Annotated in this window: 20 protein-coding genes and 1 riboswitch; of the genes, 13 read left to right on the top strand and 7 right to left on the bottom strand. The window is 39.4% G+C overall.

What is annotated here, in order from left to right; genetic code table 11:
• Nucleotides 1-62: 62 nt before the first annotated feature.
• On the top strand, nt 63-413 hold the full coding sequence (gene folB, locus C0T34_RS10600; RefSeq protein ID WP_075672896.1) for a bifunctional dihydroneopterin aldolase/7,8-dihydroneopterin epimerase: 351 nt from the start codon (nt 63-65) through the stop codon (nt 411-413).
• On the opposite strand, the gene C0T34_RS10595 is transcribed toward folB, so the two are convergent.
• Nucleotides 414-1,652, bottom strand: coding sequence for a multifunctional CCA addition/repair protein (locus C0T34_RS10595; protein ID WP_109850150.1), 1,239 nt, complete (start codon nt 1,650-1,652; stop codon nt 414-416).
• A 26-nt stretch (nt 1,653-1,678) separates the two neighbouring features.
• Nucleotides 1,679-2,299, bottom strand: a complete 621-nt coding sequence (locus C0T34_RS10590; protein WP_098941953.1) for a TIGR04211 family SH3 domain-containing protein — start codon at nt 2,297-2,299, stop codon at nt 1,679-1,681.
• A gap of 219 nt (nt 2,300-2,518) precedes the next feature.
• Here C0T34_RS10590 and C0T34_RS10585 point away from each other — a divergent pair, with 219 nt between their 5' ends.
• The 3 genes from C0T34_RS10585 to hldE all read left to right on the top strand — a co-directional run bounded on the left by C0T34_RS10585 (nt 2,519) and on the right by hldE (nt 7,830).
• Nucleotides 2,519-3,442 (top strand): CYTH domain-containing protein, encoded by a 924-nt coding sequence (locus C0T34_RS10585; RefSeq protein ID WP_109850149.1) that lies wholly within the window; start codon nt 2,519-2,521, stop codon nt 3,440-3,442.
• Nucleotides 3,443-3,468: 26 nt separating this feature from the next.
• Nucleotides 3,469-6,309: a bifunctional [glutamate--ammonia ligase]-adenylyl-L-tyrosine phosphorylase/[glutamate--ammonia-ligase] adenylyltransferase gene (gene glnE / locus C0T34_RS10580; protein WP_109850148.1), complete on the top strand. Its 2,841-nt coding sequence runs from the start codon at nt 3,469-3,471 to the stop codon at nt 6,307-6,309.
• A gap of 96 nt (nt 6,310-6,405) precedes the next feature.
• Nucleotides 6,406-7,830 carry a bifunctional D-glycero-beta-D-manno-heptose-7-phosphate kinase/D-glycero-beta-D-manno-heptose 1-phosphate adenylyltransferase HldE gene (gene hldE / locus C0T34_RS10575; protein WP_098941956.1) on the top strand — a complete coding sequence of 475 codons (1,425 nt, stop codon included), beginning with the start codon at nt 6,406-6,408 and terminating at the stop codon, nt 7,828-7,830.
• A gap of 95 nt (nt 7,831-7,925) precedes the next feature.
• On the opposite strand, the gene C0T34_RS10570 is transcribed toward hldE, so the two are convergent.
• Nucleotides 7,926-8,630 carry a GntR family transcriptional regulator gene (locus C0T34_RS10570; RefSeq protein ID WP_109850147.1) on the bottom strand — a complete coding sequence of 235 codons (705 nt, stop codon included), beginning with the start codon at nt 8,628-8,630 and terminating at the stop codon, nt 7,926-7,928.
• A 301-nt stretch (nt 8,631-8,931) separates the two neighbouring features.
• Between C0T34_RS10570 and C0T34_RS10565 the strand changes: the two genes are divergently transcribed.
• Together C0T34_RS10565 and C0T34_RS10560 are read left to right on the top strand one after the other, a co-directional pair.
• A complete protein-coding gene (locus C0T34_RS10565) occupies nt 8,932-10,560 on the top strand; it encodes an alpha-glucoside-specific PTS transporter subunit IIBC (protein ID WP_109850146.1) in 1,629 nt (542 codons plus the stop codon).
• The gene (locus C0T34_RS10560) at nt 10,560-11,882 is read left to right on the top strand and encodes a 6-phospho-alpha-glucosidase (protein WP_075672904.1); all 1,323 of its coding nucleotides are present in this window, start codon (nt 10,560-10,562) and stop codon (nt 11,880-11,882) included. Before C0T34_RS10565 ends, C0T34_RS10560 begins: the two co-directional genes overlap by 1 nt.
• A 99-nt stretch (nt 11,883-11,981) precedes the next feature.
• Here the strand turns inward: C0T34_RS10560 and C0T34_RS10555 are convergent, their stop codons facing one another.
• A complete protein-coding gene (locus tag C0T34_RS10555; protein WP_098941958.1) occupies nt 11,982-12,302 on the bottom strand; it encodes an accessory factor UbiK family protein in 321 nt (106 codons plus the stop codon).
• 201 nt (nt 12,303-12,503) lie between these two features.
• Nucleotides 12,504-12,663: riboswitch (FMN riboswitch) on the top strand.
• A 124-nt stretch (nt 12,664-12,787) separates the two neighbouring features.
• Here C0T34_RS10555 and ribB point away from each other — a divergent pair.
• Together ribB and ygiD are read left to right on the top strand one after the other, a co-directional pair.
• Nucleotides 12,788-13,441, top strand: coding sequence for a 3,4-dihydroxy-2-butanone-4-phosphate synthase (gene ribB / locus C0T34_RS10550; protein ID WP_072070063.1), 654 nt, complete (start codon nt 12,788-12,790; stop codon nt 13,439-13,441).
• A gap of 174 nt (nt 13,442-13,615) precedes the next feature.
• Nucleotides 13,616-14,401 carry a 4,5-DOPA dioxygenase extradiol gene (ygiD, locus tag C0T34_RS10545; RefSeq protein WP_109850145.1) on the top strand — a complete coding sequence of 262 codons (786 nt, stop codon included), beginning with the start codon at nt 13,616-13,618 and terminating at the stop codon, nt 14,399-14,401.
• 156 nt (nt 14,402-14,557) lie between these two features.
• Here the strand turns inward: ygiD and C0T34_RS10540 are convergent, their stop codons facing one another.
• From C0T34_RS10540 to tolC, 3 genes are all read right to left on the bottom strand, one after another.
• Entirely contained in the window at nt 14,558-15,721 is a 1,164-nt protein-coding gene (locus tag C0T34_RS10540; RefSeq protein ID WP_109850144.1) for a glutathionylspermidine synthase family protein, read from the bottom strand.
• Nucleotides 15,722-15,729: 8 nt separating this feature from the next.
• The gene (locus C0T34_RS10535; RefSeq protein ID WP_072070058.1) at nt 15,730-16,458 is read right to left on the bottom strand and encodes a DUF1190 family protein; all 729 of its coding nucleotides are present in this window, start codon (nt 16,456-16,458) and stop codon (nt 15,730-15,732) included.
• Nucleotides 16,459-16,788: 330 nt separating this feature from the next.
• The gene (gene tolC / locus C0T34_RS10530; protein ID WP_109850143.1) at nt 16,789-18,180 is read right to left on the bottom strand and encodes an outer membrane channel protein TolC; all 1,392 of its coding nucleotides are present in this window, start codon (nt 18,178-18,180) and stop codon (nt 16,789-16,791) included.
• Nucleotides 18,181-18,393: 213 nt separating this feature from the next.
• Between tolC and nudF the strand changes: the two genes are divergently transcribed.
• The 5 genes from nudF to parC all read left to right on the top strand — a co-directional run bounded on the left by nudF (nt 18,394) and on the right by parC (nt 25,684).
• A complete protein-coding gene (gene nudF, locus C0T34_RS10525; protein WP_075672910.1) occupies nt 18,394-19,029 on the top strand; it encodes an ADP-ribose diphosphatase in 636 nt (211 codons plus the stop codon).
• A 226-nt stretch (nt 19,030-19,255) separates the two neighbouring features.
• The gene (gene cpdA, locus C0T34_RS10520; protein ID WP_109850142.1) at nt 19,256-20,095 is read left to right on the top strand and encodes a 3',5'-cyclic-AMP phosphodiesterase; all 840 of its coding nucleotides are present in this window, start codon (nt 19,256-19,258) and stop codon (nt 20,093-20,095) included.
• A gap of 3 nt (nt 20,096-20,098) precedes the next feature.
• The gene (yqiA, locus tag C0T34_RS10515) at nt 20,099-20,674 is read left to right on the top strand and encodes an esterase YqiA (protein ID WP_109850141.1); all 576 of its coding nucleotides are present in this window, start codon (nt 20,099-20,101) and stop codon (nt 20,672-20,674) included.
• Between the two features lie 124 nt (nt 20,675-20,798).
• Nucleotides 20,799-22,694, top strand: coding sequence for a DNA topoisomerase IV subunit B (parE, locus tag C0T34_RS10510; protein WP_109850140.1), 1,896 nt, complete (start codon nt 20,799-20,801; stop codon nt 22,692-22,694).
• Between the two features lie 32 nt (nt 22,695-22,726).
• On the top strand, nt 22,727-25,684 hold the full coding sequence (parC, locus tag C0T34_RS10505) for a DNA topoisomerase IV subunit A (RefSeq protein WP_109850139.1): 2,958 nt from the start codon (nt 22,727-22,729) through the stop codon (nt 25,682-25,684).
• The last annotated feature ends 59 nt before the right edge of the window (nt 25,685-25,743 follow it).

Here is a 25,743-nt window from a genome sequence, read left to right as displayed (position 1 = left end):
GATAATACGCATATTTCATCGGAAGTGGTATCCGATGAGCAGAAAAAATAAGAGATGACGTGATGGATATCGTATTTATTGAGCAATTATCAGTAATAACCACAATCGGTGTTTATGATTGGGAAAAAACCATAAAACAAAAATTAGTGTTCGATATCGAAATGGAATGGGATAACAAACGCGCATCCCAAACCGATGATGTGGTTCATTGTTTAGATTATGCCAGTGTGAGCAACGCAATCATTGATTATGTTGAGACTCGACGTTTTGAATTAGTTGAACGTGTAGCAGAAGAAGTGGCACAGCTATTGATAACTCAATTTGCTGTACCTAGAGTAAAAATTAAATTAGCGAAACCCGGGGCTGTTGCACAAGCCAAAAATGTGGGTGTAATTATTGAGCGTAAAGCTTAATTAAATCTGATCCTGATTAAGTCGCGATTTCCATTTTATAATCGCGACTTCTCGTTGCTTGGTTAGCGCATCTCGTATTGCACTACCTTTTAATCCACTTTCAATAATTGGCTTAATATCCACATTATTTGCAATTGCGAAAGCTTGGCAAAGAAACGCGCGTTGTGGATAAACGAGATTTTCTAATCCTTTGCGTCCTCTGGCGTCGGCTTCACTCACCATCGCTAATTGCTCAACACGTTCAGGTTTTCGCCATGCGTCAATAGCATCAAATAAGCGGATTATTTTTGAAGGGCGCATTCTATCGATACGATGGATATGATCATGAAATCTTGCAGTTAAGCGTGCCAAATCACGAATATGATTAGGAATACGATAACGTTGGCATAAGGCTTCAACTAAAGGAACACCAGCAGGGCCATGTCCATGGTGATGAGGCCAATTTTCAGCAGGTGTTAATCCTTTTCCCAAATCATGGCATAAGGCGCTAAAGCGCACTGCAATATCGTCGGTTAATTGGCTAGCGATATTGAGTACCATCATGGCATGAATGCCTGTATCGATTTCTGGGTGCCATTTTTCAGGCGCAGGAACACCAAACAAAGCATCAATTTCAGGAAAAAGAATACTTAAAGCACCACATTGACGTAGAACTTCAAAATAGACTTGAGGCGCGGGGCTCTCAAGGGCTTTTTCTGTTTCTTTCCAAACACGTTCAGCAGTCAGCGCATTTAGCTCGCCACTTTGTGCCATTGTTTTCATTAATTGTAGTGTTTCAGGTGCAACACTAAATCCTAAAGGTGCAAATCGTGCAGCAAAACGTGCAACCCGCAAAACTCTTAAAGGATCTTCTGAAAATGCCTCAGAGACATGGCGAAGTTGTCTCGCATGGATATCATTTATGCCATGATAAGGATCGACATATTCACCATTAGCAGAATAAGCAATGGCATTAATGGTGAGATCACGACGGGCGAGATCGTCTTCTAACGTGACATCTGGTGCCGCATAACAAGTGAAACCCGTGTAACCTGAGCCTGATTTTCGTTCTGTACGAGCAAGGGCATACTCTTCATGAGTATCTGGATGAAGAAAGACAGGAAAATCTTTGCCTACTTGTTGATAGCCTTGTTGTAACAGCATTTGAGGTGTTGCACCAACAACAACCCAATCTCTGTCTTTTACTGGCATCTGTAATAGTTGGTCGCGCACAGCGCCACCAACAAGGTATATATTCACGGGATCACTGTTCCTTTGGCTGGATGTTAGTTCATCCAACGATCATTACGTTTACGACGGCGCGGGATAATATGTGGAAGGATCAGACCAAAAACAAGACCTGCGCCTGCAACACCACCACCATACATAAACCACTGTAAGATGATATCGCGTTGTCTGTCATCTAATTGTTGATTAGCAAAATCGAGTTTTTTCTCTGCGACAGCGAGCTTTGTTCTCATTTGTTCATTTTCTTTTTTCAAGCCATTGATGATGTCATCACTGTTTGAAACTTTATTTTGCATATCAGTGGTACGTTGGTTCCAGCTTTGATCGATATTCGCCAGTTTATCGCGCAGTGTTTGGATCTCTTTTTCCATAGCAGGAATACGAGTGCGCATACTTGGCTGGGCACTGAGTTGGCTTTCTGGTAGCCAAACGGTACGATCTTTATCGTCTTTAATCTGTACATAACCCGTTGCTGCGTTACGGGAAATGACAGTAACGGTTGAGCCCGAATTTAAAGAGCCAACAATTCGATACTGATTTCCTGGTCCACTGTGTACATAAGTGGATAATTCATCGGAAACATAACGAGTTTCTGCGTGTGAGCTCAGAGAAACGCCTAAGCTAAGTAATGAAAGAAAAAGTAAGGGTAATTTTCGCATTATGTTTTCAACTTTTTTATCTATACAAGAGAATATTTTTACTGATACTAAAGAGTAAAGTTTGCGTAAGCAAATAGTAAACCAGAATGAGAACACTCTTAACTGGTAGAATATAGGGATAATCTGCCTTTTATTCATTATTGTTATTAGGCTATCACTTGCAAAATGAAAATGCGTCAAATATTTTACTAATCAATTGATTTACTTAAGGGAAATAGAATGAGCCAATTAGAAATTGAACTCAAAATGAGCGCCATACCTGCCGCTATTCCTCACATTATTCAGCGCATTCTGACTCTACCTCATCAGCACTCTGCCCCTAAAAAGCTGACTAATCTTTACTTTGAGACGACAGATAATCAAATTCGTCGTTGGGATATGGGATTGCGTATTCGTGGTGTTGATGAAAGTTATGAAATGACAATTAAAACAGCTGGTAAAGTGGTTGCTGGTTTGCATCAACGTCCAGAATATAACGTGAAATTAGAGCAACCTAAATTAGATTTAGCTCGCTTTCCAGCAGAAATCTGGCCTGAAAATACAGATTTAACCCTATTAGAAACACAACTCAATGTGCTGTTTAATACCGATTTTTATCGCGAAATCTGGCTGGTGGATTTTCAAAATAGCCAAATTGAAGTGGTATTAGATAAAGGTACTATTCGTGCTCATCAATATGAGTTGCCGATTGAAGAGTTCGAGTTAGAGCTTAAAAAAGGCGATGTGTCAGATATTATTGCATTAGCAACTTATTTAGGTGAAAAGGGTGGATTGCGCCTAGCTTCTCGCAGTAAAGCGGCTAGAGGTTATTATTTAGCGAAAGATAAACCTGCTTTATCGTTGAGTGTGGTGAACCTTTCTCCTAGTGATACAACCGCTCAGCAACTCACAAAATGGTTAAGTGCAATACAAGCATTAGAAGAAGCCATTTTTGCTAACCCAACACCACCGACAATTACTATGCCAGCAATGTTGGCGCTATTTTCAGATTGGTGTAAAAAACAGTCTCATCTGCCTGAATCTATGCAACAGTCGCTCAATGGTATTTCACCGTTAACATTTACAACTGCAACCGACTATTATCATGTTTTATGGTTGAACTTTAAGTTATCTTCTATGGCGTGGTTACTATCTATTGCTTAATTTTCTGACAACTTGAGAGTCTATTTATGTCTGTTATCAGTGTATTTCAACAATTGTGGAATAAAGCACAGTGTGGGTTCTCTTCTCAATTAAACGCGTTAGCACCTTTTAGTGAGCTCGAACAACAGTTTTTTGCTTTTAGCCCTTTTGCAACAGAGCATTTACGCGTTAATCCTCAATGGTTGACTGATATCAGGCAAAATCCACCAACCAGTGTGGAGTGGCAGAGTTATGAGTTTCAATTAACAGAAAAATTAGCCAATGTTGATAATGAAGATGATGTGATGCGGATCTTACGCCAATTTCGTCATCAACAATTAGTGCGCATTGCATGGCTACAATTTTTTCAATTAGGCGATATTCCTTGTGCGCTAAAACATTTGAGCGTATTGGCTGAAACATTAATTTGTATTGCGAGAGATACGCTTTATCAGCAATGTTGCCAACAATGGGGAACACCTTGTGATCATAAGGGAAAACCTCAGCCATTACTGATTTTAGGAATGGGAAAACTAGGTGGGTTTGAACTTAACTTTTCTTCTGATATCGACTTAATTTTTGCCTACCCTGAAAATGGATTTACACAAGGTGGACGCAGAGAATTAGATAATGCACAGTTTTTTACTCGCTTAGGTCAAAAGCTTATTAAGGCTTTGGATCAACATACTATTGATGGCTTTGTCTATCGTGTTGATATGCGATTACGTCCTTTTGGTGAAAGTGGTCCTTTGGTAATGAGTTTTGCAGCACTGGAAGATTATTATCAAGAGCAAGGGCGCGATTGGGAACGCTATGCGATGATCAAAGCGCGTGTTCTAGGTGCTGAAAAGAAAGAATATTGCCAAGTTTTACGGCAAATGTTGCGTCCTTTTGTTTATCGTCGTTATATTGATTTTAGTGTGATTCAATCACTTAGAAATATGAAATCCATGATCAGTCGCGAAGTCCGTCGTCGTGGCATGATTGATAACATAAAATTGGGCTCTGGGGGGATACGTGAAATTGAATTTATTACTCAGGTTTTCCAGCTAATTCGTGGGGGAAGAGAGCCCGAGTTACAAAGTAATTCATTATTAACAGTGCTTAATGTCATCACTAAACTTGAGCTGTTAACATCACAAGAAACCGCGCAACTAACTGAAAGTTATCTTTTCCTTCGCCGATTAGAAAATTTACTGCAATCTATTGGTGATCAACAAACCCAAACCTTACCAGAAAGTGAAGAAGATCAAGCACGGTTAACTTTTGCAATGGGATTTGATGATTGGGAAACGCTTTATCAAGAAATTAGCCACAAGATGCAGGCTGTTTCCGTGATTTTCACGCAATTAATTGGTGAAGAAGACGAGAACGATGATGAAGACGATATCTCTGAATTTAAGCGTCTTTGGTTATTAGGGCGTTTGCCTGAAACGTCGTCATTATTTCATGAAACATTAACCATCGAAGCTCTTGAAGCGATAAATCAGACGTTGCAGAATTTTCGGCAAGATATTGGCAAGCGAACGATCGGGCCGAGAGGGCGTGATGTTCTTGATGCCTTAATGCCAAAACTATTAGCTAAAATTTGCCAACAACCTCAAACTCTAGTGACACTACAACGCGTGACGCCTCTGTTATTAAGCATTGTGAGTCGCACAACGTATTTAGAGTTGATGCAAGAGTCGGATGAAGTTTTAACGCATGTTATACGACTCTGTGCGGCATCTCCGATGATCGCTGAACAGTTAGCGCTTCACCCTTTATTGCTAGATGAATTACTTGATCCCAATTCTCTTTATCAACCCCTACCTTTAGATGCGTATCGTGATGAATTACGACAATATTTATTACGTGTGCCGGAAGAAGACGAAGAGCAACGATTAGAAGCATTACGTCAGTTTAAGCAAGCTCAATTACTACGTATCGCCGCTGAAGATATTACAGGTGTATTACCAGTCATGAAGGTTAGCGACCACCTAACTTATTTGGCTGAAGCTATTATTCATGCTGTTGTTCATCAAGCTTGGTCATATATGGTGAAACGTTATGGTGAGCCTGAACATTTAGCTCATCGTGATGGACTGGGTTTTGCAGTGATTGGGTACGGTAAATTGGGGGGATGGGAGCTAGGATATAGCTCTGATTTGGATTTGGTCTTTTTATTAGATTGTCCAATAAATACGGTGACAACGGGAGCAAAACAGATTGATGCTCGCCAATTTTATCTGCGTTTAGCACAGCGCATTATCCATTTATTTAGTACCAGAACATCTTCTGGTGTGTTGTATGAAGTCGATGCGCGCTTACGCCCTTCAGGTGAATCTGGTATGTTGGTTAGTACTATTCAAGCTTTTGATGAATATCAGAAAAATGAGGCTTGGACTTGGGAACATCAAGCGCTAATTCGTGCCAGAATGATTTATGGTGATGATGAATTACAACAGATGTTTTCACGTATTCGTCATGAAACACTATGTCTTTCTCGTGATGCTGATGTGTTACAAAATGAAGTGCGCGATATGCGTAGAAAAATGGTGCAACATCTTGCACCAACACAAGCAGACAAATTTGATTTAAAAACTTCATCTGGCGGTATTACCGATATTGAATTTATCGCGCAATATTTAGTATTGCGTTTTTCTCACCAATACCCGGCTTTAACTCGTTGGTCGGATAATGTGCGTATTTTTGAGTTAATGGCAAAACATCAAGTGATGGATAAAGATGAAGCTCTCGCTTTAACACATGCTTATGTCACATTGCGCAATGAATTACATCATCTGGCGCTACAAGCATTACCTGCTATTGTGGATAATCATTGTTTTATCGCAGAGCGCGAGTGCGTATTAAAAAGCAAACTGAAGTGGCTCGGTGAACAAGAGTAATGGTTTGTTGGCAATGAAGTCTTATGTGTATCTCTTTTTGCCTAACAAGTTATGGTATTATTTCGGCTTATTTTGAAAATAAATGTGGAGTATGGGATGAAAGTAACGCTGCCGGATTTTAATAAGGCCAATGTGTTGGTTGTCGGTGACGTCATGTTAGACCGCTATTGGTATGGCCCAACAAGTCGAATTTCACCAGAAGCCCCAGTGCCAGTGGTCAAAGTAGATACCACAGAAGAGCGACCAGGCGGTGCTGCAAACGTTGCAATGAATATTGCGTCTCTTGGTGCTAATTCACGTTTAGTGGGTTTAACAGGTATTGATGAAGCCGCAAAAGCATTGAGCAATACATTAAATCAGGTCAATGTGCGTTGTGATTTTGTCTCTGTTGCGACACATCCAACGATCACAAAATTACGTGTTCTTTCTCGTAATCAGCAATTAATCCGTCTTGATTTTGAAGAAGGATTTAGCAATGTTGATCCTCAACCTATTTATGAACGTATTCAGCAAGCATTACCTTCTATTGGTGCATTGGTTTTATCAGACTATGCCAAAGGTGCGCTTTCTCATGTTCAAGAGATGATCCAACTGGCGAAAAAAGTGGGTGTCCCTGTATTAATAGATCCTAAGGGATCTGATTTTGAACGTTATCGCGGTGCGACACTATTAACACCAAATATGTCTGAATTTGAACAAGTTGTTGGTGTTTGTAAAACTGATGATGAGCTGGTGGAGAAAGGTACAAAATTAGTTAGAGATTTAGATCTTGAAGCATTACTGATCACTCGCTCAGAACGTGGAATGAGCTTACTCCGTGCCAATGAAGCCCCGCTGCATTTACCAACTCAAGCACAAGAAGTTTATGATGTGACGGGGGCTGGTGATACGGTAATTGGCGTATTAGCAACCTCTTTAGCTGCTGGCAAACCTTTAGGCGAAGCCTGTTTCCTTGCTAACGCAGCTGCGGGTGTTGTTGTGGGTAAACTAGGAACATCCACTGTATCACCTATTGAGCTTGAAAATGCTATTCGTGGTCGTGCGGACAACGGCTTCGGTATGATGGAAGAAGAGCAATTAAAACAAGCAGTCGAATTAGCGCGTCAACGTGGTGAGCGTATTGTTATGACGAATGGCTGTTTTGATATTCTTCATGCAGGGCATGTTAGCTATTTAGCAAATGCACGCAAACTCGGTGATCGCCTTATTGTTGCTGTAAATAGTGATGCGTCTACTAAGCGCTTAAAAGGTGAAAGTCGCCCTGTTAACCCATTAGAACAGCGCATGACAGTGTTAGGCGCTTTAGGTGCAGTCGATTGGGTTGTTGCATTTGAAGAAGATACACCACAGCGTTTAATTGCCTCAGTATTACCAGATATCTTAGTTAAAGGTGGTGATTATAAGCCTGAGGATATCGCAGGTAGCAAAGAAGTTTGGGCTGCTGGCGGTGAAGTAAAAGTGCTGAATTTTGAAGATGGCATTTCTACAACAAATATTATTAATGCGATTAAAAAGAAATAATGATATAAATTAACGATGAAAGGCACTCTTTGGAGTGCTTTTTTTATAATAAAGGATCTAACTATTATCATTTTTAATGACATTTTTATTAATGGTTATTGTTCTCTTTTTAAATGATACTCAACAATATAATCTTGAGTGTTTCTATACATAATCGAATAATTAATATAATCACCCTGAGTACTATATGATAATGTACTAAGTCTTAATATTGGAATGTTAGTTTCTATTTTTAATAATTGACAAATATTGTTATCAGGCATGATAGGGTGAAAAGTTTCATAACTTCCTGATATTTTTATTTGGCAAATATTTTCAATAAAATCAAATTTAGATCCTTCTAAATGCATTAAGGTTAAATTACGAAAATATTTAACAGGCATGTAACTGTCTTCAACAATAAGTGGTTTATTATCGACGTAACGTATTCGCCTTGAATAAAAAATACGTTCATTTGAGTTGATACGTAATTTACTGGAGATAGATAAAGGGCAGGGAATAACACGAAATTCTATAACTTCACTTCTTACATTGTGGCCTGTATTTGCCATTAATTCGACAAAGCCTTTTAAGCTTGCATTTTCATGATGAACATCTTTTTCTTTAATATAAGTTCCTGAACCATGTTTTCGTTCTAATAATCCTGCGGCCACTAATAAATCCACCGCTTTACGTATTGTCATTCTCGATACGTTGTATTGCTGTGCTAATGATTTTTCTGCTGGTAAAGGGTCACCAATTTGGTATCCAGCCGAATTTATTTGAATTCTTAGGCTTTTTGCAATGTCTTTGTAGATCACTTTTATACCTCTTTTTATTCTTAAAACCGGCTTTCTTTATTTAATTTATATGAATCTAATCTTTTGATATATAGGATAATCATTTATACCTCTAAAATGTGAACGTTATCAAAAAATAAAAAGTGATCTGATTTTTGACTAAAAATGAGATCACTTTGCCTGAAAGATTAGTATGAATCAGATCACGAATAATTCATTTTAGATGAGAGAATAAAGAGAAAAGAATCTAATCTGAATTTACAGAAAAAATATGAATTAAATAGCATGTCGTTTTAGTAGCAGTAAATAAGAGGATATTTTTATGCTCAGTCAAATACAACGATTTGGTGGAGCCATGTTTACCCCTGTCCTGCTATTTCCTTTTGCAGGTATTGTTGTAGGCATTGCCATTTTATTACAGAATCCATTATTTATTAGTGAAGATTTATTAAGACCCGATAGTTTATTTTTCCAAATTGTTCATATTATTGAAGAGGGTGGATGGACTGTTTTTCGTAATATGCCTCTTATTTTTGCAATTGGTTTACCAATAGGCTTAGCCAAAACAGCACAAGCAAGAGCTTGCCTTGCCGTTATGGTAAGTTTTCTCACTTGGAATTATTTTATTAATGCAATGGGAATGGTTTGGGGCAGTTATTTTGGTGTGGACTTTACAAATGATGTTGGTGGAAATAGTGGCTTAACAATGATAGCTGGAATTAAAACATTAGATACCAGTATTATTGGGGCGATTATTATTGCGGGTATTGTAACAGGTATACATAATCGTTATTTTGATAAACAGCTTCCTGTTTTTTTAGGTATATTTCAAGGAACTTCGTATGTTGTATTAATTAGTTTCTTTGTCATGTTACCGCTAGCGTGGATAACGTTATTTTTCTGGCCAAAAGTGCAAATTGGCATTCAATCTTTGCAAGTATTTATGGTTGGATCGGGTTCTTTAGGTGTTTGGATATATACCTTCCTTGAACGTATTTTAATTCCCACTGGCCTACATCACTTTATTTATGGTCCTTTTATTTTTGGCCCCGCAGTCACTGAACATGGAATTCAAGTTGATTGGGCTCAAAATATGCAATATTTCAGTCAAAGTACTGAATCTTTAAAAGCGTTATTTCCAGAAGGTGGCTTTGCATTGCATGGTAATAGCAAAGTCTTTGGTTCTATTGGTATCGCACTTGCTCTTTATTTTACTGCTGCACCTAAAAATAGAGCCAAAATTGCAGGTTTGCTTATACCCTCTGCATTGACCGCTGTATTCGTGGGAATAACAGAACCTTTAGAGTTCACATTCTTATTTATCTCTCCGTTATTGTTTGCCATTCATGCCGTGTTAGCTGCCACATTAGCGACAACACTTTATCACTTTGGGGTTGTCGGAAATATGGGCGGAGGGATCATCGATAATTTCCTACCTATGAATTGGATCCCAATGTTTCATAACCATTACGGGATGATTATTACGCAAATAGTCATAGGCCTTATTTTTACAATGATTTGGTTTGTGGTGTTTAGAACATTAATTATCAAACTTAATTTAAAAACACCCGGTCGTGAAGAGGATGATGAAGAGATCAAGCTCTATAGCAAACAAGATTATAAAAATAAAAAGTCACAAGATTCGGATAGTTCAAAAACAGCAAAAGAAGATCGCAAGCTCGCACTTCCTAAAGGCATCCTTGAAGGCTTAGGGGGAAGTGGAAATATCAAATCCTTAAATAACTGTGCAACACGTTTACGTATCGAAGTGATAGATAACGAGATAATTGAAACAGATGCCTATTTTAAAGGGCTCGGTGTACATGGTGTAGTGCGTAAAGGTCATGCATTGCAAATTATTATCGGGCTACACGTTTCTCAAGTGAGAGACAAAATTGAACAACTTATGAAAGAAGATAGACAAAATAACACCTTGTCGGAGGCTATATAATGAAGAAGTTCTCAGTCGTAATTGCAGGTGGCGGTAGTACATTTACACCCGGTATTATTTTGATGCTACTGGAAAACTTAAAACGTTTTCCATTAAGAGCTATCAAGTTTTATGACAATGATGCTGAGCGGCAAGAAATCATTGCTAAAGCTTGTGAAATCATTCTTACTGAAAAAGCACCTGAAATTGATTTTTGCTATACCACTGATCCCAAAACGGCCTTTACAGATGTTGATTTTGTGATGGCGCATATCCGTGTTGGTAAATATCCAATGCGCGAAAAAGATGAAAAAATTCCTTTGCGCCATGGTGTATTAGGACAAGAAACTTGTGGTCCTGGTGGTATCGCTTATGGTATGCGTTCTATCGGTGGCGTATTAGAGTTGGTTGAATATATGGAAAAATATTCGCCAAATGCCTGGATGCTAAATTATTCTAACCCAGCTGCCATTGTCGCTGAAGCTACTCGTCGTTTAAAACCGAATGCGAAGATCTTAAATATCTGCGATATGCCAATTGGCATAGAATCACGTATGGCACAAATTGCAGGATTAAAATCACGCAAAGAGATGCGTGTCCGTTATTACGGTTTAAATCACTTTGGCTGGTGGACTCAGGTTGAAGATTTACAAGGTAATGATTTACTGCCAGTTATTCGTAAACATGTTGCGGAACATGGGTATATTCCCAAAGTGGCAGGTGAGCCAGTTGAAGCGAGTTGGAATGATACATTCGGGAAAGCAAAAGATGTGTGGGCACTAGATCCGACAACTATGCCGAATACTTACTTGAAATATTATTTATTCCCAGATTATGTTGTTGCGCATTCTGATCCTCATCATACTCGTGCAAATGAAGTGATGGAGCACAGAGAGAAGAATGTATTTAGCGCCTGTCGTGCCATTACGAGTGCAGGTAAATCATCAGCAGGGCATCTTGAGATTGATGAACATGCTTCTTACATCGTCGATCTAGCAACAGCTATTGCGTTTAATACTCAAGAAAGAATGCTACTGATTGTTCCTAATAACGGATCAATTATTAATTTTGATCCAGAGGCAATGGTTGAGATCCCTTGCATTGTTGGAAGTCATGGCCCAGAGCCTTTAGTTATGGGTAAAATTCCATTATTCCAAAAAGGGATGATGAGCCAACAAGTTGCAGTTGAAAAATTAGTGGTAGAAGCCTGGATTGAAAAATCATATTTGAAACTTTGGCAGGCGATTACAATGTCTAAAACAGTGCCAAGTGCGACTGTTGCAAAAGCGATTTTAGACGATTTAATTGAAGCGAATAAAGACTATTGGCCAGCGTTAAAATAGCTATTGATGGATATTTTGAGTATATAAAAAATAACCCTGTATCTTTGTAAGATACAGGGTTATTTCTTTATTACTAAAACAAGTAATAAAGTGAATAGATTAAGCTTTATTTTCTGCTGGAGTTTCTACCACAATTTCCACTTCTTCAACTTGGGCAATTTCAGCTTGAGGTTTTGCCTGCAGACCAGCTTCTAGCTCATTTAAACGTTGTTCTAAACGATTAAGTTTTTCACGAGTACGTAATAAGACTTGAGTTTGTACATCAAACTCTTCGCGATTAACTAAATCCAATTTGTTTAATTGAGATTGTAGAACAGTGCGGATTTTTTTATCAATATCATCACCAAAATCTTTAATGCCCTGTGGCAGGACGTTTTGGATTTGGCGCGCGACTTGTTCAAGTTTTTTCGGGTCCAGCATGGGAAGTCCTCACAAATAAAATAGAAAGCTGAGGCTAAGTGTAATATGAGGACAGAGGGAATAAAACCAGATATCAAGATTATTGTTACTTTTTATTATAAATAGTTAAATAACCGTATGTCATAAAATGATTATGTGATGAAACAAAGATTGTCGCCGATTGATGATTGCCTCTTATAATTTTAAAGCGTATAGTTTCACTGTTAATCTCAGGGCGGGGTGAAAGTCCCCACCGGCGGTAGATACCTGAATTCTTAGGTAAAGCCCGCGAGCGCTTTGTGTTGCCATTGTGATGCAAAGGTCAGCAGATCCAGTGTGATTCTGGAGCCGACAGTTAAAGTCTGGATGGGAGAGAATAAAATAGCATCAGTAGGATCATTGTATCCATTCCTGTTGTTTCTGCTTATGTATTTATTAAGCAGAGATCCACTCCTAAGACTGCCCTGGTTCTGGTAACTTTCATTAATTATTGAGGTTTTTTTACCATGAATCAGACGCTACTTTCCGAATTCGGTAATCCATTTGAGCGTGTTGAACTTGCTCTAGAAGCCCTTCGTGCTGGTAAAGGTGTGATGGTGCTCGACGACGAGAACCGCGAAAATGAAGGCGATATGGTTTTCGCAGCAGAAACTATGACCACAGAACAAATGGCGATGTCTATTCGTCATGGTAGTGGCATTGTTTGCTTATGCATTACAGAAGAACGCCGTCAACAACTTGATTTGCCTATGATGGTGGAAAATAACACCAGTCATTTCCATACGGCATTTACAGTAACGATTGAAGCAGCACAAGGTGTAACAACCGGTGTTTCAGCATCTGATCGTTTAACCACAGTACGTGCAGCGGCTGCTGATAATGCAAAACCAAGTGATTTAAATCGCCCAGGTCACGTATTTCCATTACGTGGTCAACCTGGGGGTGTGTTAACGCGTGGCGGGCACACAGAAGCGTCGATTGATTTAGCAACTTTAGCCGGTTTTAAACCAGTTGCAGTGTTATGCGAATTAACAAATGACGATGGCACAATGGCAAGAGCACCAGAAGTGATCACTTTTGCTAAAAAGCACAATATGCCTGTGCTAACTATTGAAGATTTAGTGGCTTATCGTCTTCGTGAGGAGAAAAAAGCTGGCTGAAATTAACATGTTATAACCGACACTGAAAACACACACACTTATTCAAGCCACTTAAGGAAACTTAGGTGGCTTTTTTCATATTTTTTGAATAACTATTTCATACTTCTTTGACTATATTTCAAGTAAGAAGGCGCTATGCTAACGCCATAAGATCACAAGCCATAAGAGGTGATTATGGACACAAAAATGATGCCAGCGCTGTTTATTGGACACGGTAGCCCAATGAATGTATTAGAAGATAATACATATACTCGTCTCTGGTCAAAATTAGGGGAAACGCTTCCTCAACCTAAAGCGATTTTAGTGATTTCAGCCCATTGGTATACCGATGGAACTTATGTAACAGCAATGTTGCAACCAAAGACAATTCATGATTTTTATGGATTTCCACCAGAGTTATACGCAATAGAATACCCAGCGCGAGGCTCGATAGGCTTGGCCGCACTAATTGAAGATCTTATCGATCCGATTAAATTAAAACTCGATATGGATCAATGGGGATTAGATCATGGAAGTTGGGGAATACTTGAAAAAATGTATCCCAACGCAAATATTCCTGTTGTTCAATTAAGCATTGATGCTCGCCAATCAGCGCAGTGGCATTATGAATTGGGACAAAAGTTGGTTGAATTACGTAAAGAAGGCGTCTTAATCATTGGTAGCGGTAATATCGTTCACAATTTAAGAATGATGGATTGGCAAAATAGCAATGCGACGCCTTATTCTTGGGCATTAGCCTTTAATGAGACAGTCGAAAACAGCTTACGAAATGATAATGTACCAGAAACGTTATTTACGATTTTATCAACAGAAGAAGGGCGGTTGGCACATCCTACACCCGACCATTTTTTACCTGCGTTGTATTTATTAGGCTTAAAACAAGAGGGTGAAAAGGTAACAGTGCTGAATAATGATATTGTGAATAAATCGCTAAGCATGATGACGTTTCAAATTGGATAAAACTATCCAATAAAAACTAATTGATTGATAAAAGTGAAAGGCTAAATTCATTTTATGGAATTTGGCCTTTTTTACTGATAACGAAAGCTATTTTGAATAAAAAACACCTTACCGCTAATAAGCAATAAGGTGCTCAATATAATTTTAAGATTTCTATCAATCTAAAATAATATGTGGATAGAAGCGGGAGAGATCTTGAGTAATAAGCTCTCTATCTTCTCTAATACAAATACCTGCGGATTGATCGTTAACCAGCCAGCTACCAATTAATGTATAGCTATCGCCAAATTTTGGCAGTGGATGGAAATCTTGAACAATAAAGCCTTCTTCACCGTAAGGGCCATCTGCGACAGCAATATCCTTGCCGTTTTCAACAATGCGAATATTTGCACCTTCGCGTGAAAACAGTGGCTTGATAACATAACGCGATAATGAATCAGGCGCTTTACCATCATAAAAATAAGCGGGTAGCAGATTTGGGTGATTAGGGAACATCTCCCAAAGCATTGGTAGCAATGCTTTATTCGAAATAATGCTCTTCCAAGAAGGCTCTAACCAACGAATACCTGCATCAGCCAGCTTAGTTGAGAAGTCTTCGCGGAACATAAATTCCCAAGGGTAAAGCTTAAACATATTACTGATTATCTGATCTTGCAGATCAGTTAATTCACCACGTTCACCTAAACCCAGATCTTCAATAAAGACAAAGTCAGTCGTGACTTGAGCTTCTTCAGCACAATCTTGTAAATATTGAACTGTACCGCGATCTTCTTCAGTATCTTGGCAACAAGACATATGCAGATAACGCATTCCGTATTGATCACGAAGCTCTGCGAATCGATCAATTAACTTCTCTTGAATGCTATTAAATTGATCGGCATTTTGCGGTAAACGACCTGCATTAACTTGATCTTCAAGCCAGATCCATTGGAAAAAAGCAGACTCATACAGTGATGTCGGAGTATCTGCGTTATTTTCTAACAGTTTTGCTGGGCTTTTACCGTCATACGCTAAATCAAGACGTGAATAGAGGGAAGGTTGAGACGATTTCCAAGAATCACGCACAAAATCCCAGCAGTGACGCGGGATCTGAAAGCGAGTCAGTAATTCTTCACTATTAGTCACTTTATCAGCGACTTGTAAGCACATCTGATGCAACTCTTCCGTTGTTTCTTCTAACGATTCAACCTCTTCCATTGAGAATTGATAATAAGCATCTTCAGACCAATAAGGCTCGCCATACATTGTATGAAAGTTGAAGCCAAATTCCGTTGCTTTTTCACGCCAATCCGAGCGTTCAATGATATTTTCGCGTTTCATGGTTTTAATTAACCACCTGAACGATAAGAAGACGAACCGGTTGAGCTACGGTTATTATTTGTTGCACTGGTACGTTGAGCAGCTGCTTGTCTTGATACAGTGTTACCAAAGCCACCACGAGTTACCGTTGAGGTTGTTGATGGTTTTGGTGTCATGGCTGTTTTTGGTACGTTCATTTGACGACCGCCAACCGCAGGACCGTAGTTACGGCCTGTTGCATCCACGAATTTACCATTTGCAGGGCTTGTTGGGTTACGCGAACTAAACAGAGGTTGTGCTGGCGCACCACCACCCATTAGACGACCCATCATATAACCCGCCATTAATGGCATAAAGAAGCTACCACCGGAGTTAGCTTGAGCCATTTGTGAGCTGTCTGGGCTTAAATTATTGGCATTTTCAGTACTAACAGGCTGTCCATCAATAGATGCTGTTTGAGTACATTGTGCATCACCGAATTCAGCTACACAGTCTTCTAATGTTGCGTATTTAGGTGCGGTACGCTGCGCTTCTTGCAATGCAGTACGATAAGAGTCTTCACATTGTGCTGCTTGTGAAGGATTCGCTTGAGCACATTCTTGTGCGTTCATATACAGTGAAACTGTCTCATCGCTCTCTTCACATCCTGAAAGCGCGAATACAGCAGTGATGGCGATTGCAACAGGCGCCAGACGATAAGGGCGAAATGCTTTACGGAAAGCATCACGATTAATCGATTTGGTACGTTTCATTGGCATATTGATAAGATCCATAAAAGGTAAAACGTTCAAAATAAAAGCTAGGATAGGTTAAATAGTCTAGAAAATAAATAAGAAACGCCTAATCATCAGGGATAACCAGAAATTTGTGATCTTTATAAGGTTAAGGGTAATGAAATTAGGTAAATCCTCTCTTTTTAACCTAATTGTAATTAAGGTATTTGTTAATACAAGAATATAGATATTGTTGAGATCTTAATTTAATCCATAACACAATATCTTATGTGAAGAGAAAGCATAAAAAAAACCGCTTATCAGTTTATCGCTGAAAGCGGTTTTTTTATAAGTTACTAACTTCTTAATTCACGATTAAGGCGCAACGTTAAGAGCAGGGCTTGTTAACGGGCGAATAATGCTGTCTGGTGAAGTGGAAATTTCTGCACCCAGAGTATTATTTAGCTGAATTAAGTCATTTTCATTTAATGTGCCACGAGCATATTCAATATTTAATTGGTTAATTAAATATTCATAACGCGCGTTGGACAATTTCTGTTTTGCATCATAAAGCGTTGTTGTGGCATTCAATACATCAACAATAGTACGAGTGCCCACTTGGTAACCCGCTTCAGTTGCATCTAATGAACTTTGCGCAGAAACAACGACTTGTTGATACGCTTTAATGCTACTGATTGATGCAGAAATATTGTTATAAGAAGAACGAGCTATTTGAACGATAGAACGATAAACCGATTCTAATTGTTCGCTTGCACTAGTAAAACCATATTGTGCTTGTTCAACTTGTGAGCTTGTTCTGCCACCTGTATATAGAGGGATACTAACAGACAGACCAATACTATTTTGACCACTATAGCTGTTACTGTGGCCCGCTAATGCGTCTGCTCTATGGTCGTGACTATGGCTATTTGATACGCCAGTTGATGCATTTAAATCTACAGTTGGTAAGTGACCTGATTGCGCTAAACGAATATTTTCACGCGCTAAGTCTTGGCCTAAACGAGCACTTAATAAACTTAAGTTACGCTCTTCAGCATCTTTTAGCAGTTTCTCAATAGAGTCTGGTGATGTTGTTGAAAAACGGTTGATGTTTAGAGATGCTAGATTAATGTAATAGATACCACTTACTTGGCGTAGTTTTTCTAATGCATTATCTAATTGGTTACGACCTGCCACTTCTTGTGCCAGTACGCTATCGTAATTTGCACGCGCATTTTGTACGTCAGTAATTGCCACTAAACCCACGTTAAAACGTTGAGTTGTTTGATCTAACTGGCGGTAAACTTGTTCTTTTTGCGCTTCAATAAATGATAGTGAATCGATAGCACGCAAGACATCAAAGTAAGCGGTCGCGGTGTCTAAAATCAGTTTTTGCTGACTTGTTTGGTAAGTCACATCGCTCATACCCGCTGTCTTTTCTTGAATGTTTAATTGGCGCCATAAGGCCATGTTAAACACACTTTGAGTCAGCGTTAAACTTGCACCAATAGAATTAGATTCGGTATCTCTTGCATCACGGTAGCCACTTTTATAGTCTGCAGATGCACCTAATCCTAATTGTGGTAATAATGAGCCACGAGCTTCATTGATTTTTTCAAAAGCTTGATTTCGTTCAGCTAATGATTTGCGTAACTCAGGGTTACTGTCCTTTGCTTTTTGATAAACTTGAAGCAGATCCTCAGCCTGACTTGCAGTGCTGAATCCTGCCAAACTCATCGTGACCAAAAGAGAGAGCAGTTTTTTCATTTTAATTCCTTGTTGCAACAGTTTCGCTGAGTTGCCTCTGTTAATCTTGATTGGGGATAATTCTAGCAGATTGTTTCCCTAAGTAGGGGTAGCCATTTGTGCCATATCCTTTTATTTTAGATTAACTTTACATGAATTGTTGGCAAATTTCTTTAAATCTGTATTAAACGTAAGCAATAAAAAGACTCTTAAATGTAACTTAAGGAACATTGTATGAAGAAAAGGGAAAATACACCATTTTTATACGGTCGTGAAGATGTGAAATTGCTCAATCAGAGAGATTTATATAAAGGCTTTTTTCGCATGACCGAATATCGCTTTAAACATCGCCTTTTTGAAGGTGGATGGAGTGAAGAAGTTAAACGTGAGGTTTTTGAACGAGGCAATGCGGGTGTTTTGCTCGCTTATGATCCCAAACGTGATGAAGTGGTGTTAATTGAGCAAATTCGTATTCCTGCGTATGAAACCAGCGAGACACCTTGGTTGCTTGAAGTGGTTGCGGGCATGGTCGAAGAAGGGGAAAGCCCTGAAGATGTTGTTAGACGTGAAGCTCAAGAAGAAGCAGGTGTTGTTGTTGGACGATGCGAACCCATTGTGAGTTATCTTTCAAGCCCCGGTGGTACGAGTGAAAGAATGCATGTCTATGTTGGCGAAGTTGATGCAACAACGGCAAAAGGTATTCATGGATTAGCGTGTGAAAACGAAGATATTCGTGTTCATGTAGTGAGTCGAGAACAAGCCTATCGTTGGGTTGAAGAAGGTGTTATTGATAATGCGGCATCTGTTATTGCTCTGCAATGGTTACAACTTCATCATATTGCACTAAGAGAGCGTTGGTCAGTAATTTAATACACTAATCAATCTTTAAAGGATGTTTTTAGTAATATTATCAAGTAGAGTAACTATCTCTAAGTGTACGATATCAAATGAATTAAATTGTAAAATGAAGTGAAAAAAACGTGATTGAAAGCGAGAATATTTCTCACTAATCTTTTGAAATGTGTATTGGTTGGCAGATCTTTACTACGAAAATACGTTAACATAACGGCTAATGAGAGTGAAACAAGGAAACCTTTTGGAAAGCCAGCTTGAATTATCGGTGAAACACAAAAACACCGTAAGAATATTACAAATCACAGACACCCACCTCTTTGCTAATGTGGAAGACACTCTGCTGGGCATTAATACCTATCGTAGCTACCATGCGGTATTAAATGCGATTAGAGAGCAGGGTCTTGATGTTGACTTGATTGTTGCGACAGGTGATTTAGTTCAAGATCAAACCTTTGAAGCTTATCAGCATTTTGCTGATGGTATAGCGACGCTGACACCTCCTTGTGTTTGGTTGCCGGGCAATCATGACTATCAGCCTGCGATGATTGATGCTTTAAATCAGGCAGGAATTTTGTCAGCTAAACAAGTGTTGATTGGTGATAATTGGCAGATGCTATTATTAGATAGCCAAATTCAAGGCGTTCCTCATGGTGAGTTATCAGATTGTCAGTTAGATTGGCTAACACGCTGTCTTGAAAGTCAAAAGCACAGAGATACGATTATCTTATTGCATCATCATCCTATGCCTTCAGGGTGTACATGGCTAGATCAACATAGTTTAAGAAATTCTCAAGAGTTGGCTGAGCGTTTAAAAGATCACTCTCAAGTAAAAATGATGCTTTGTGGCCATATTCACCAAGAAATGGATGAAATGTGGAATGGTATTCGCTTGTTGGCGACGCCTTCTACGTGTATTCAGTTTCGCCCTCATTGTACAAATTTTACATTAGATACAGTTTCTCCAGGTTGGCGCTATTTGGAAATGTCACTTTCATCTGATGAGAAGGGCAAAATTGGCACACAGGTTTACCGTTTAGCAGGTACTGAATTTTGTCCTGATCTTGATGCGGATGGCTATTAAGTTATGCCTCGTATTCTTTACTTGCATGGCTTTAATAGCTCACCGAAATCAGCAAAGGCACAGGCTTTTCGCCAATGGCTTGAAGCCACTCATCCTGAAATTGAGTTATTAATTCCTCAATTACCACCTTATCCTCAAGAAGCCGCTCAGCTAATTGAAACGTTAGTTAAAAAGAGTGCAGATGACAAACTTGGATTAATTGGCTCATCATTAGGTGGCTATTTATCTATTTGGTTATCTCAATGTTTTAATTTACCCGCTGTTGTTGTTAATCCTGCAATACGACCGTTCGATCTTTTGCAAGACTTCTTGGGGGAGAACGAAAATCCTTATACACATCAAAAATATAAACTAGAACCTCATCATATGGATGAGCTACTTGCTTTGCGTATTCCCACAATCACATCACCGAAACTTATTTGGTTGCTTCAACAAACTGGAGATGAAATACTTGATTATCGTCAAGCTGTCTCATATCTTGGCGCGTGTAGGCAAACCATAGAATCGGATGGAAACCATGCTTTTGTGGGTTTTGAACGTTTTTTTCCGAAAATTATTCAATTTTTAAAGATAATTTAGCCTTTCGGTCGATTAACCTGTAAAACGTAGGTTGATGTATCTAGCCGAAAATTAATATCATATTGCCGCCAACACCTGTTATTATAAACAGTATTTTTCTAACAGCGAACCGCAGATTAAAACAATGACTCAATCAAGTTATAACGCAAAGGATATTGAGGTTCTTAATGGTCTAGAGCCTGTACGTCGCCGTCCCGGGATGTATACAGATACAACAAGACCGAACCATTTGGCACAGGAAGTGATAGATAATAGCGTGGACGAGGCGCTTGCGGGACACGCATCAAAGGTCGATGTCATTTTATATGAAGACCAATCTATCGAAGTTATCGATAATGGGCGAGGAATGCCTGTCGATATTCACCCTGAACTTAATGTTTCTGCTATCGAGCTAATCCTTGCTCACCTCCACGCCGGAGGAAAATTCTCTAATAAAAACTATCAATTTTCTGGCGGGTTGCATGGTGTTGGGATCTCGGTTGTTAACGCCCTCTCAAAGCGTATTGAAGTAACTGTTCGTCGTGATGGTAAAATTTACCAAATTGCCTTTGAAAATGGCGATAAAGTTGAAGAGTTACACGAAATTGGCACCTGTGCGAAACGAGATACAGGAACGAGTGTACATTTTTGGCCTGATGGTTCTTATTTTGATGTTCCTCGTTTTTCTTCTAAAAGCTTATCTCATGTATTAAAAGCCAAAGCGGTACTATGCCCGGGCGTTAATGTTTCTTTTGTAGATAAAGTAAATAACACCCAAGAAAACTGGTGCTACGCTGATGGTTTAACCGATTATTTAAGTGAAGCTGTTGCAGAATTTGTTCGCCTTCCTGAAGAGCCTTTTACTGGTAAATTTGAAGGTGATAATGAAGCCGTTGAATGGTCTATGTTATGGTTGCCTGAAGGTGGCGATCTACTCACTGAAAGCTATGTTAACTTAATTCCGACGGTTCAAGGTGGTACTCACGTAAATGGTTTACGCCAAGGTGTGTTAGATGCAATGCGTGAATTTTGTGAATTCCGTAACTTACTACCAAGAGGCCTTAAGTTAACTGCCGATGATACATGGGAGCGTTGTGCTTATGTATTATCAGTAAAAATGCAAGATCCTCAATTTGCAGGGCAAACCAAAGAGCGACTCTCCTCAAGACAAACCAGTGCGTTTGTTGCAAATGCTGTAAAAAATGCTTTTAGCTTATGGCTAAATCAGAATGTTCAAGTCGGTGAATTACTGGCTGAAATGGCAATTAGCAGCGCTCAGCGTCGTATGCGTGCTGCCAAAAAAGTAGTGCGAAAGAAACTCACTTCAGGGCCTGCATTACCGGGTAAATTAGCTGATTGTACTTCTCAAGATTTACGTTACACCGAACTATTTTTAGTTGAAGGGGACTCTGCGGGAGGCTCTGCTAAACAAGCTCGAGATCGTGAATATCAAGCGATTATGCCTCTACGCGGTAAAATCTTAAATACATGGGAAGTCTCTTCAGATGAAGTGTTAGCGTCACAAGAAGTCCATGATATTTCGGTCGCGATTGGTATGGATCCTGACAGCGATGATTTAAGCCAATTACGTTACGGTAAAATTTGTATCCTTGCGGATGCTGACTCCGATGGTTTACATATCGCAACCTTACTGTGTGCTTTATTTGTGCGCCATTTCCCTGCTCTTGTTAAGGAAGGGCACGTTTATATGGCGATGCCACCACTTTACCGTATCGATTTGGGTAAAGAAGTTCATTATGCCCTTGATGAATCAGAAAAAAATGCCATTTTACAACGTCTAAGCCGTAAAAAAGGAAAGCCTAACGTACAGCGCTTTAAAGGATTGGGTGAAATGAATCCTCTTCAATTGCGTGAAACAACGCTTGATCCTAATACGCGTCGTTTAGTGCAATTGGTGATTGATGATGAAAATTATCAAGAAACCCTAGGCATGATGGATATGTTGTTAGCGAAGAAACGCTCTGAAGATCGCCGAAATTGGTTACAAGAGAAAGGCGATGAAGTTGACATCGAAGTGTAATGGATACCACAAGAGTCTGAGGAAAAAATTGAATGAGTGAATTGACTCATGATGGTGTAGAGCGCCAACCGCTCCACTTATTTACAGAGAATGCCTATCTCAACTATTCCATGTACGTCATTATGGATCGAGCATTGCCTTTTATTGGAGATGGGCTAAAACCCGTGCAACGTCGCATCGTTTATGCGATGTCAGAGCTTGGTTTAAGTAATAACGCAAAATTTAAAAAGTCAGCCCGTACAGTTGGTGACGTGCTAGGTAAATATCACCCGCATGGTGATGGTGCATGTTATGAAGCTATGGTGCTTATGGCTCAGCCATTCTCTTACCGTTATCCGTTAATTGATGGACAAGGTAACTGGGGGGCACCAGATGATCCGAAATCTTTCGCAGCGATGCGTTACACCGAATCACGCCTTTCTAAATATTCACAAACATTATTGAGTGAATTAGGACATGGTACGGTAGATTGGATCCCTAACTTTGACGGCACGATGCAAGAGCCGAAAATGTTACCTGCACGCTTACCTAATATCGTGCTTAATGGTACAACAGGTATTGCTGTTGGGATGGCAACGGATATTCCACCGCACAATGCGCGTGAAATAGGACAAGCTTTAGTGATGCTTTTAGATAATCCTGATGCGGGATTATCTGATGTGATGCAATATGTTCAAGGCCCTGATTATCCGACTGAAGCTGAAATTATTACCGCTCAAGACGATATCAAAAAGATTTATAAAACAGGGCGTGGCTCTGTCAGAATGAGGGCTGTGTGGCAGAAAGAAGAAGGATGTGCGGTGATCACTGCATTACCTCATCAAGTTTCTGGCGCCAAAGTACTCGAGCAAATTGCTGCATTAATGCGAGCCAAAAAACTACCTTTAGTTGAAGATTTACGTGATGAATCTGATCATGAAAATCCAACTAGACTTGTTATTGTTCCTCGTAGTAATCGCGTCGATTTAGAACAAGTGATGTACTACTTGTTTGTGAATACTGACTTAGAAAAAAGTTATCGTGTTAACCTAAATATGATTGGGTTAGATAACCGCCCAGCAGTAAAAGGATTACTGACTATTTTAAACGAATGGTTAGTTTATCGTCGCCAAACAGTCACAAACCGCTTAAATCACCGTTTAGAAAAAGTTTTACGTCGCTTAGAAATTCTCAAAGGTTTATTAATTGCTTATCTCAATATTGATGAAGTGATTGAAATTATTCGTCATGAAGATGAGCCAAAAGCAGAGTTAATGCGTTGCTTTGAGTTATCCGATATTCAAGCTGAAGCTATTTTAGAGTTACGTTTACGTCATTTAGCTAAACTTGAAGAGATGAAACTAAAAGGCGAAAGTGATGAGCTTGAAAAAGAACGTGATAGCATTGAGAAGTTGTTAAGTTCACCACGTCGTTTAAATACTTTACTGAAAAAAGAGATTGAAGCTGACGCAAAAGAATTTGGTGATGATCGTCGTTCGCCGATCCGTCCTCAAGAAGAGGCGAAAGTAGTTAATGAACAAGATATGTTGCCATCAGAGCCTGTCACCATTGTGCTGTCTGAAATGGGTTGGGTACGCAATGCGAAAGGACATGATATTGATCCGAGTGGCATGAGTTATCGTGCAGGGGATAGTTATCACAGCGCAGTACGTGGTATGAGTAATCAGCCTGTTCTATTCCTTGACTCTACGGGACGTAGTTACACCTTAAGTCCAAATGATATGCCTTCAGGGCGTAGCCAAGGTGAGCCATTAACTGGCAAGTTGACTTTCCCACCTGATGCCAGCGTGAAATATATGTTAGCGGGAAGTGCTGGACAAGAGTACTTACTGGCGACAAAAGAAGGTTATGGCTCTGTTCTCTCTTACGATGAGATGGAAACAAAGAATAAGACAGGTAAAGGGTTGCTGACTGTTTCCGAAGAAACTGAATTATTAGCACCGTTCTTAGTTGATCCTCAGAAGAAAAATGAGCAACACTGGTTTATTATCATCACTGATAAAACACGTATTTTAGCCATTTCAGCAGAACAGCTAAATGAAATGAATAAAAAAGGACGTGGTACACGTCTTGTTGCTTTAGGGAAAGAGCAAGGTGATGTGATTGAACAAATGCTGTTCGCACCTAAAGATGAAGCATTAATCTTTACTGTTGATGGTCAGCAAGAAGTTCTTAAAGCAGAAGAGATCAACTATTTTAGCGGTAATGCGGGTGATGAACCTATTCCGTTAAAACATCTACATCCTGAAGCTGTTACCGTCATTATGTCTGAAAAAGGGCTTATTCGTTGCCAAAAAGGACATAATATTGATGCTAAATCGGCTGGCTTTAAATCCGGTGATGATTATTTTGATGCCGTTGAAGGCATGAGTAACCAACCGGTACACTTGATTGATACAACAGGTCAAAGCTATACCGTTGATGTTGATGCATTACCTTCTGGTCGTAGCAAGGGCGATGCACTAACTGAACGATTAAAAGTTCAGAAAGGTGCGCAATTACGTCATGTTGTTATGGGTGAAAGTACTGATAAGATCTTAATGGCATCTGATGCAGGTTACGGCTTTATTTGTCAGGTTGATGATTTAACTTCTAAAAATAAAGCAGGGAAATCACTACTGACTTTACCTGAAAATGCATTACCATTACCGCCACAACGCTTGAATAATGAGCTCACGGATCTCATTATGATCATTACGAAAGGTGGCAGAATGCTGATTTTTGAAGCGGCAGAATTACCAACGATGGTAAAAGGAAAGGGAAATCAGATGGTTTCTATTCCTGCTTCACAAGCAGCAAGTGGTGAGGATAATGTCGCTTGGTTACGAGTATTACCCGAAAATGCCTCTGTGACACTGCATTTCGGTAAACGTAAAATAACAATGTCGATGAATGAGCTAGTTAGCTTTAAAGCAAAACGTGGACGCCGAGGAACCTCTTTACCTCGTGGTGCTCAAGTTATCGATCATATTGATATTGAAACCAATTAAATCTAATACTTAATTGATATTTAGTGGGTCTGTTGACCCACTTCTATTTAGGACGCTAA

It is taken from the genome of Proteus sp. CA142267 (assembly GCF_003336825.1).
Classification (GTDB): Bacteria; Pseudomonadota; Gammaproteobacteria; order Enterobacterales; family Enterobacteriaceae; genus Proteus; species Proteus terrae.
Note: the sequence above shows the minus strand (reverse complement) of the source record. Positions and strands in the feature narration are given on the sequence as shown.

Excerpts from the sequence above, each read along its gene's own strand:
- parC (WP_109850139.1), top strand. The coding sequence starts at position 22,727 with ATGAGTGAATTGACTCATGATGGTGTAGAGCGCCAACCGCTCCACTTA.
- nudF (WP_075672910.1), top strand. The coding sequence starts at position 18,394 with ATGAAGAAAAGGGAAAATACACCATTTTTATACGGTCGTGAAGATGTG.
- hldE (WP_098941956.1), top strand. The coding sequence starts at position 6,406 with ATGAAAGTAACGCTGCCGGATTTTAATAAGGCCAATGTGTTGGTTGTC.
- C0T34_RS10555 (WP_098941958.1), bottom strand. The coding sequence starts at position 12,302 with ATGCTGGACCCGAAAAAACTTGAACAAGTCGCGCGCCAAATCCAAAAC.
- C0T34_RS10590 (WP_098941953.1), bottom strand. The coding sequence starts at position 2,299 with ATGCGAAAATTACCCTTACTTTTTCTTTCATTACTTAGCTTAGGCGTT.
- folB (WP_075672896.1), top strand. The coding sequence starts at position 63 with ATGGATATCGTATTTATTGAGCAATTATCAGTAATAACCACAATCGGT.
- yqiA (WP_109850141.1), top strand. The coding sequence starts at position 20,099 with ATGCCTCGTATTCTTTACTTGCATGGCTTTAATAGCTCACCGAAATCA.
- C0T34_RS10560 (WP_075672904.1), top strand. The coding sequence starts at position 10,560 with ATGAAGAAGTTCTCAGTCGTAATTGCAGGTGGCGGTAGTACATTTACA.
- tolC (WP_109850143.1), bottom strand. The coding sequence starts at position 18,180 with ATGAAAAAACTGCTCTCTCTTTTGGTCACGATGAGTTTGGCAGGATTC.
- parE (WP_109850140.1), top strand. The coding sequence starts at position 20,799 with ATGACTCAATCAAGTTATAACGCAAAGGATATTGAGGTTCTTAATGGT.
- C0T34_RS10585 (WP_109850149.1), top strand. The coding sequence starts at position 2,519 with ATGAGCCAATTAGAAATTGAACTCAAAATGAGCGCCATACCTGCCGCT.
- glnE (WP_109850148.1), top strand. The coding sequence starts at position 3,469 with ATGTCTGTTATCAGTGTATTTCAACAATTGTGGAATAAAGCACAGTGT.
- C0T34_RS10535 (WP_072070058.1), bottom strand. The coding sequence starts at position 16,458 with ATGCCAATGAAACGTACCAAATCGATTAATCGTGATGCTTTCCGTAAA.
- ygiD (WP_109850145.1), top strand. The coding sequence starts at position 13,616 with ATGGACACAAAAATGATGCCAGCGCTGTTTATTGGACACGGTAGCCCA.
- C0T34_RS10540 (WP_109850144.1), bottom strand. The coding sequence starts at position 15,721 with ATGAAACGCGAAAATATCATTGAACGCTCGGATTGGCGTGAAAAAGCA.
- C0T34_RS10565 (WP_109850146.1), top strand. The coding sequence starts at position 8,932 with ATGCTCAGTCAAATACAACGATTTGGTGGAGCCATGTTTACCCCTGTC.
- ribB (WP_072070063.1), top strand. The coding sequence starts at position 12,788 with ATGAATCAGACGCTACTTTCCGAATTCGGTAATCCATTTGAGCGTGTT.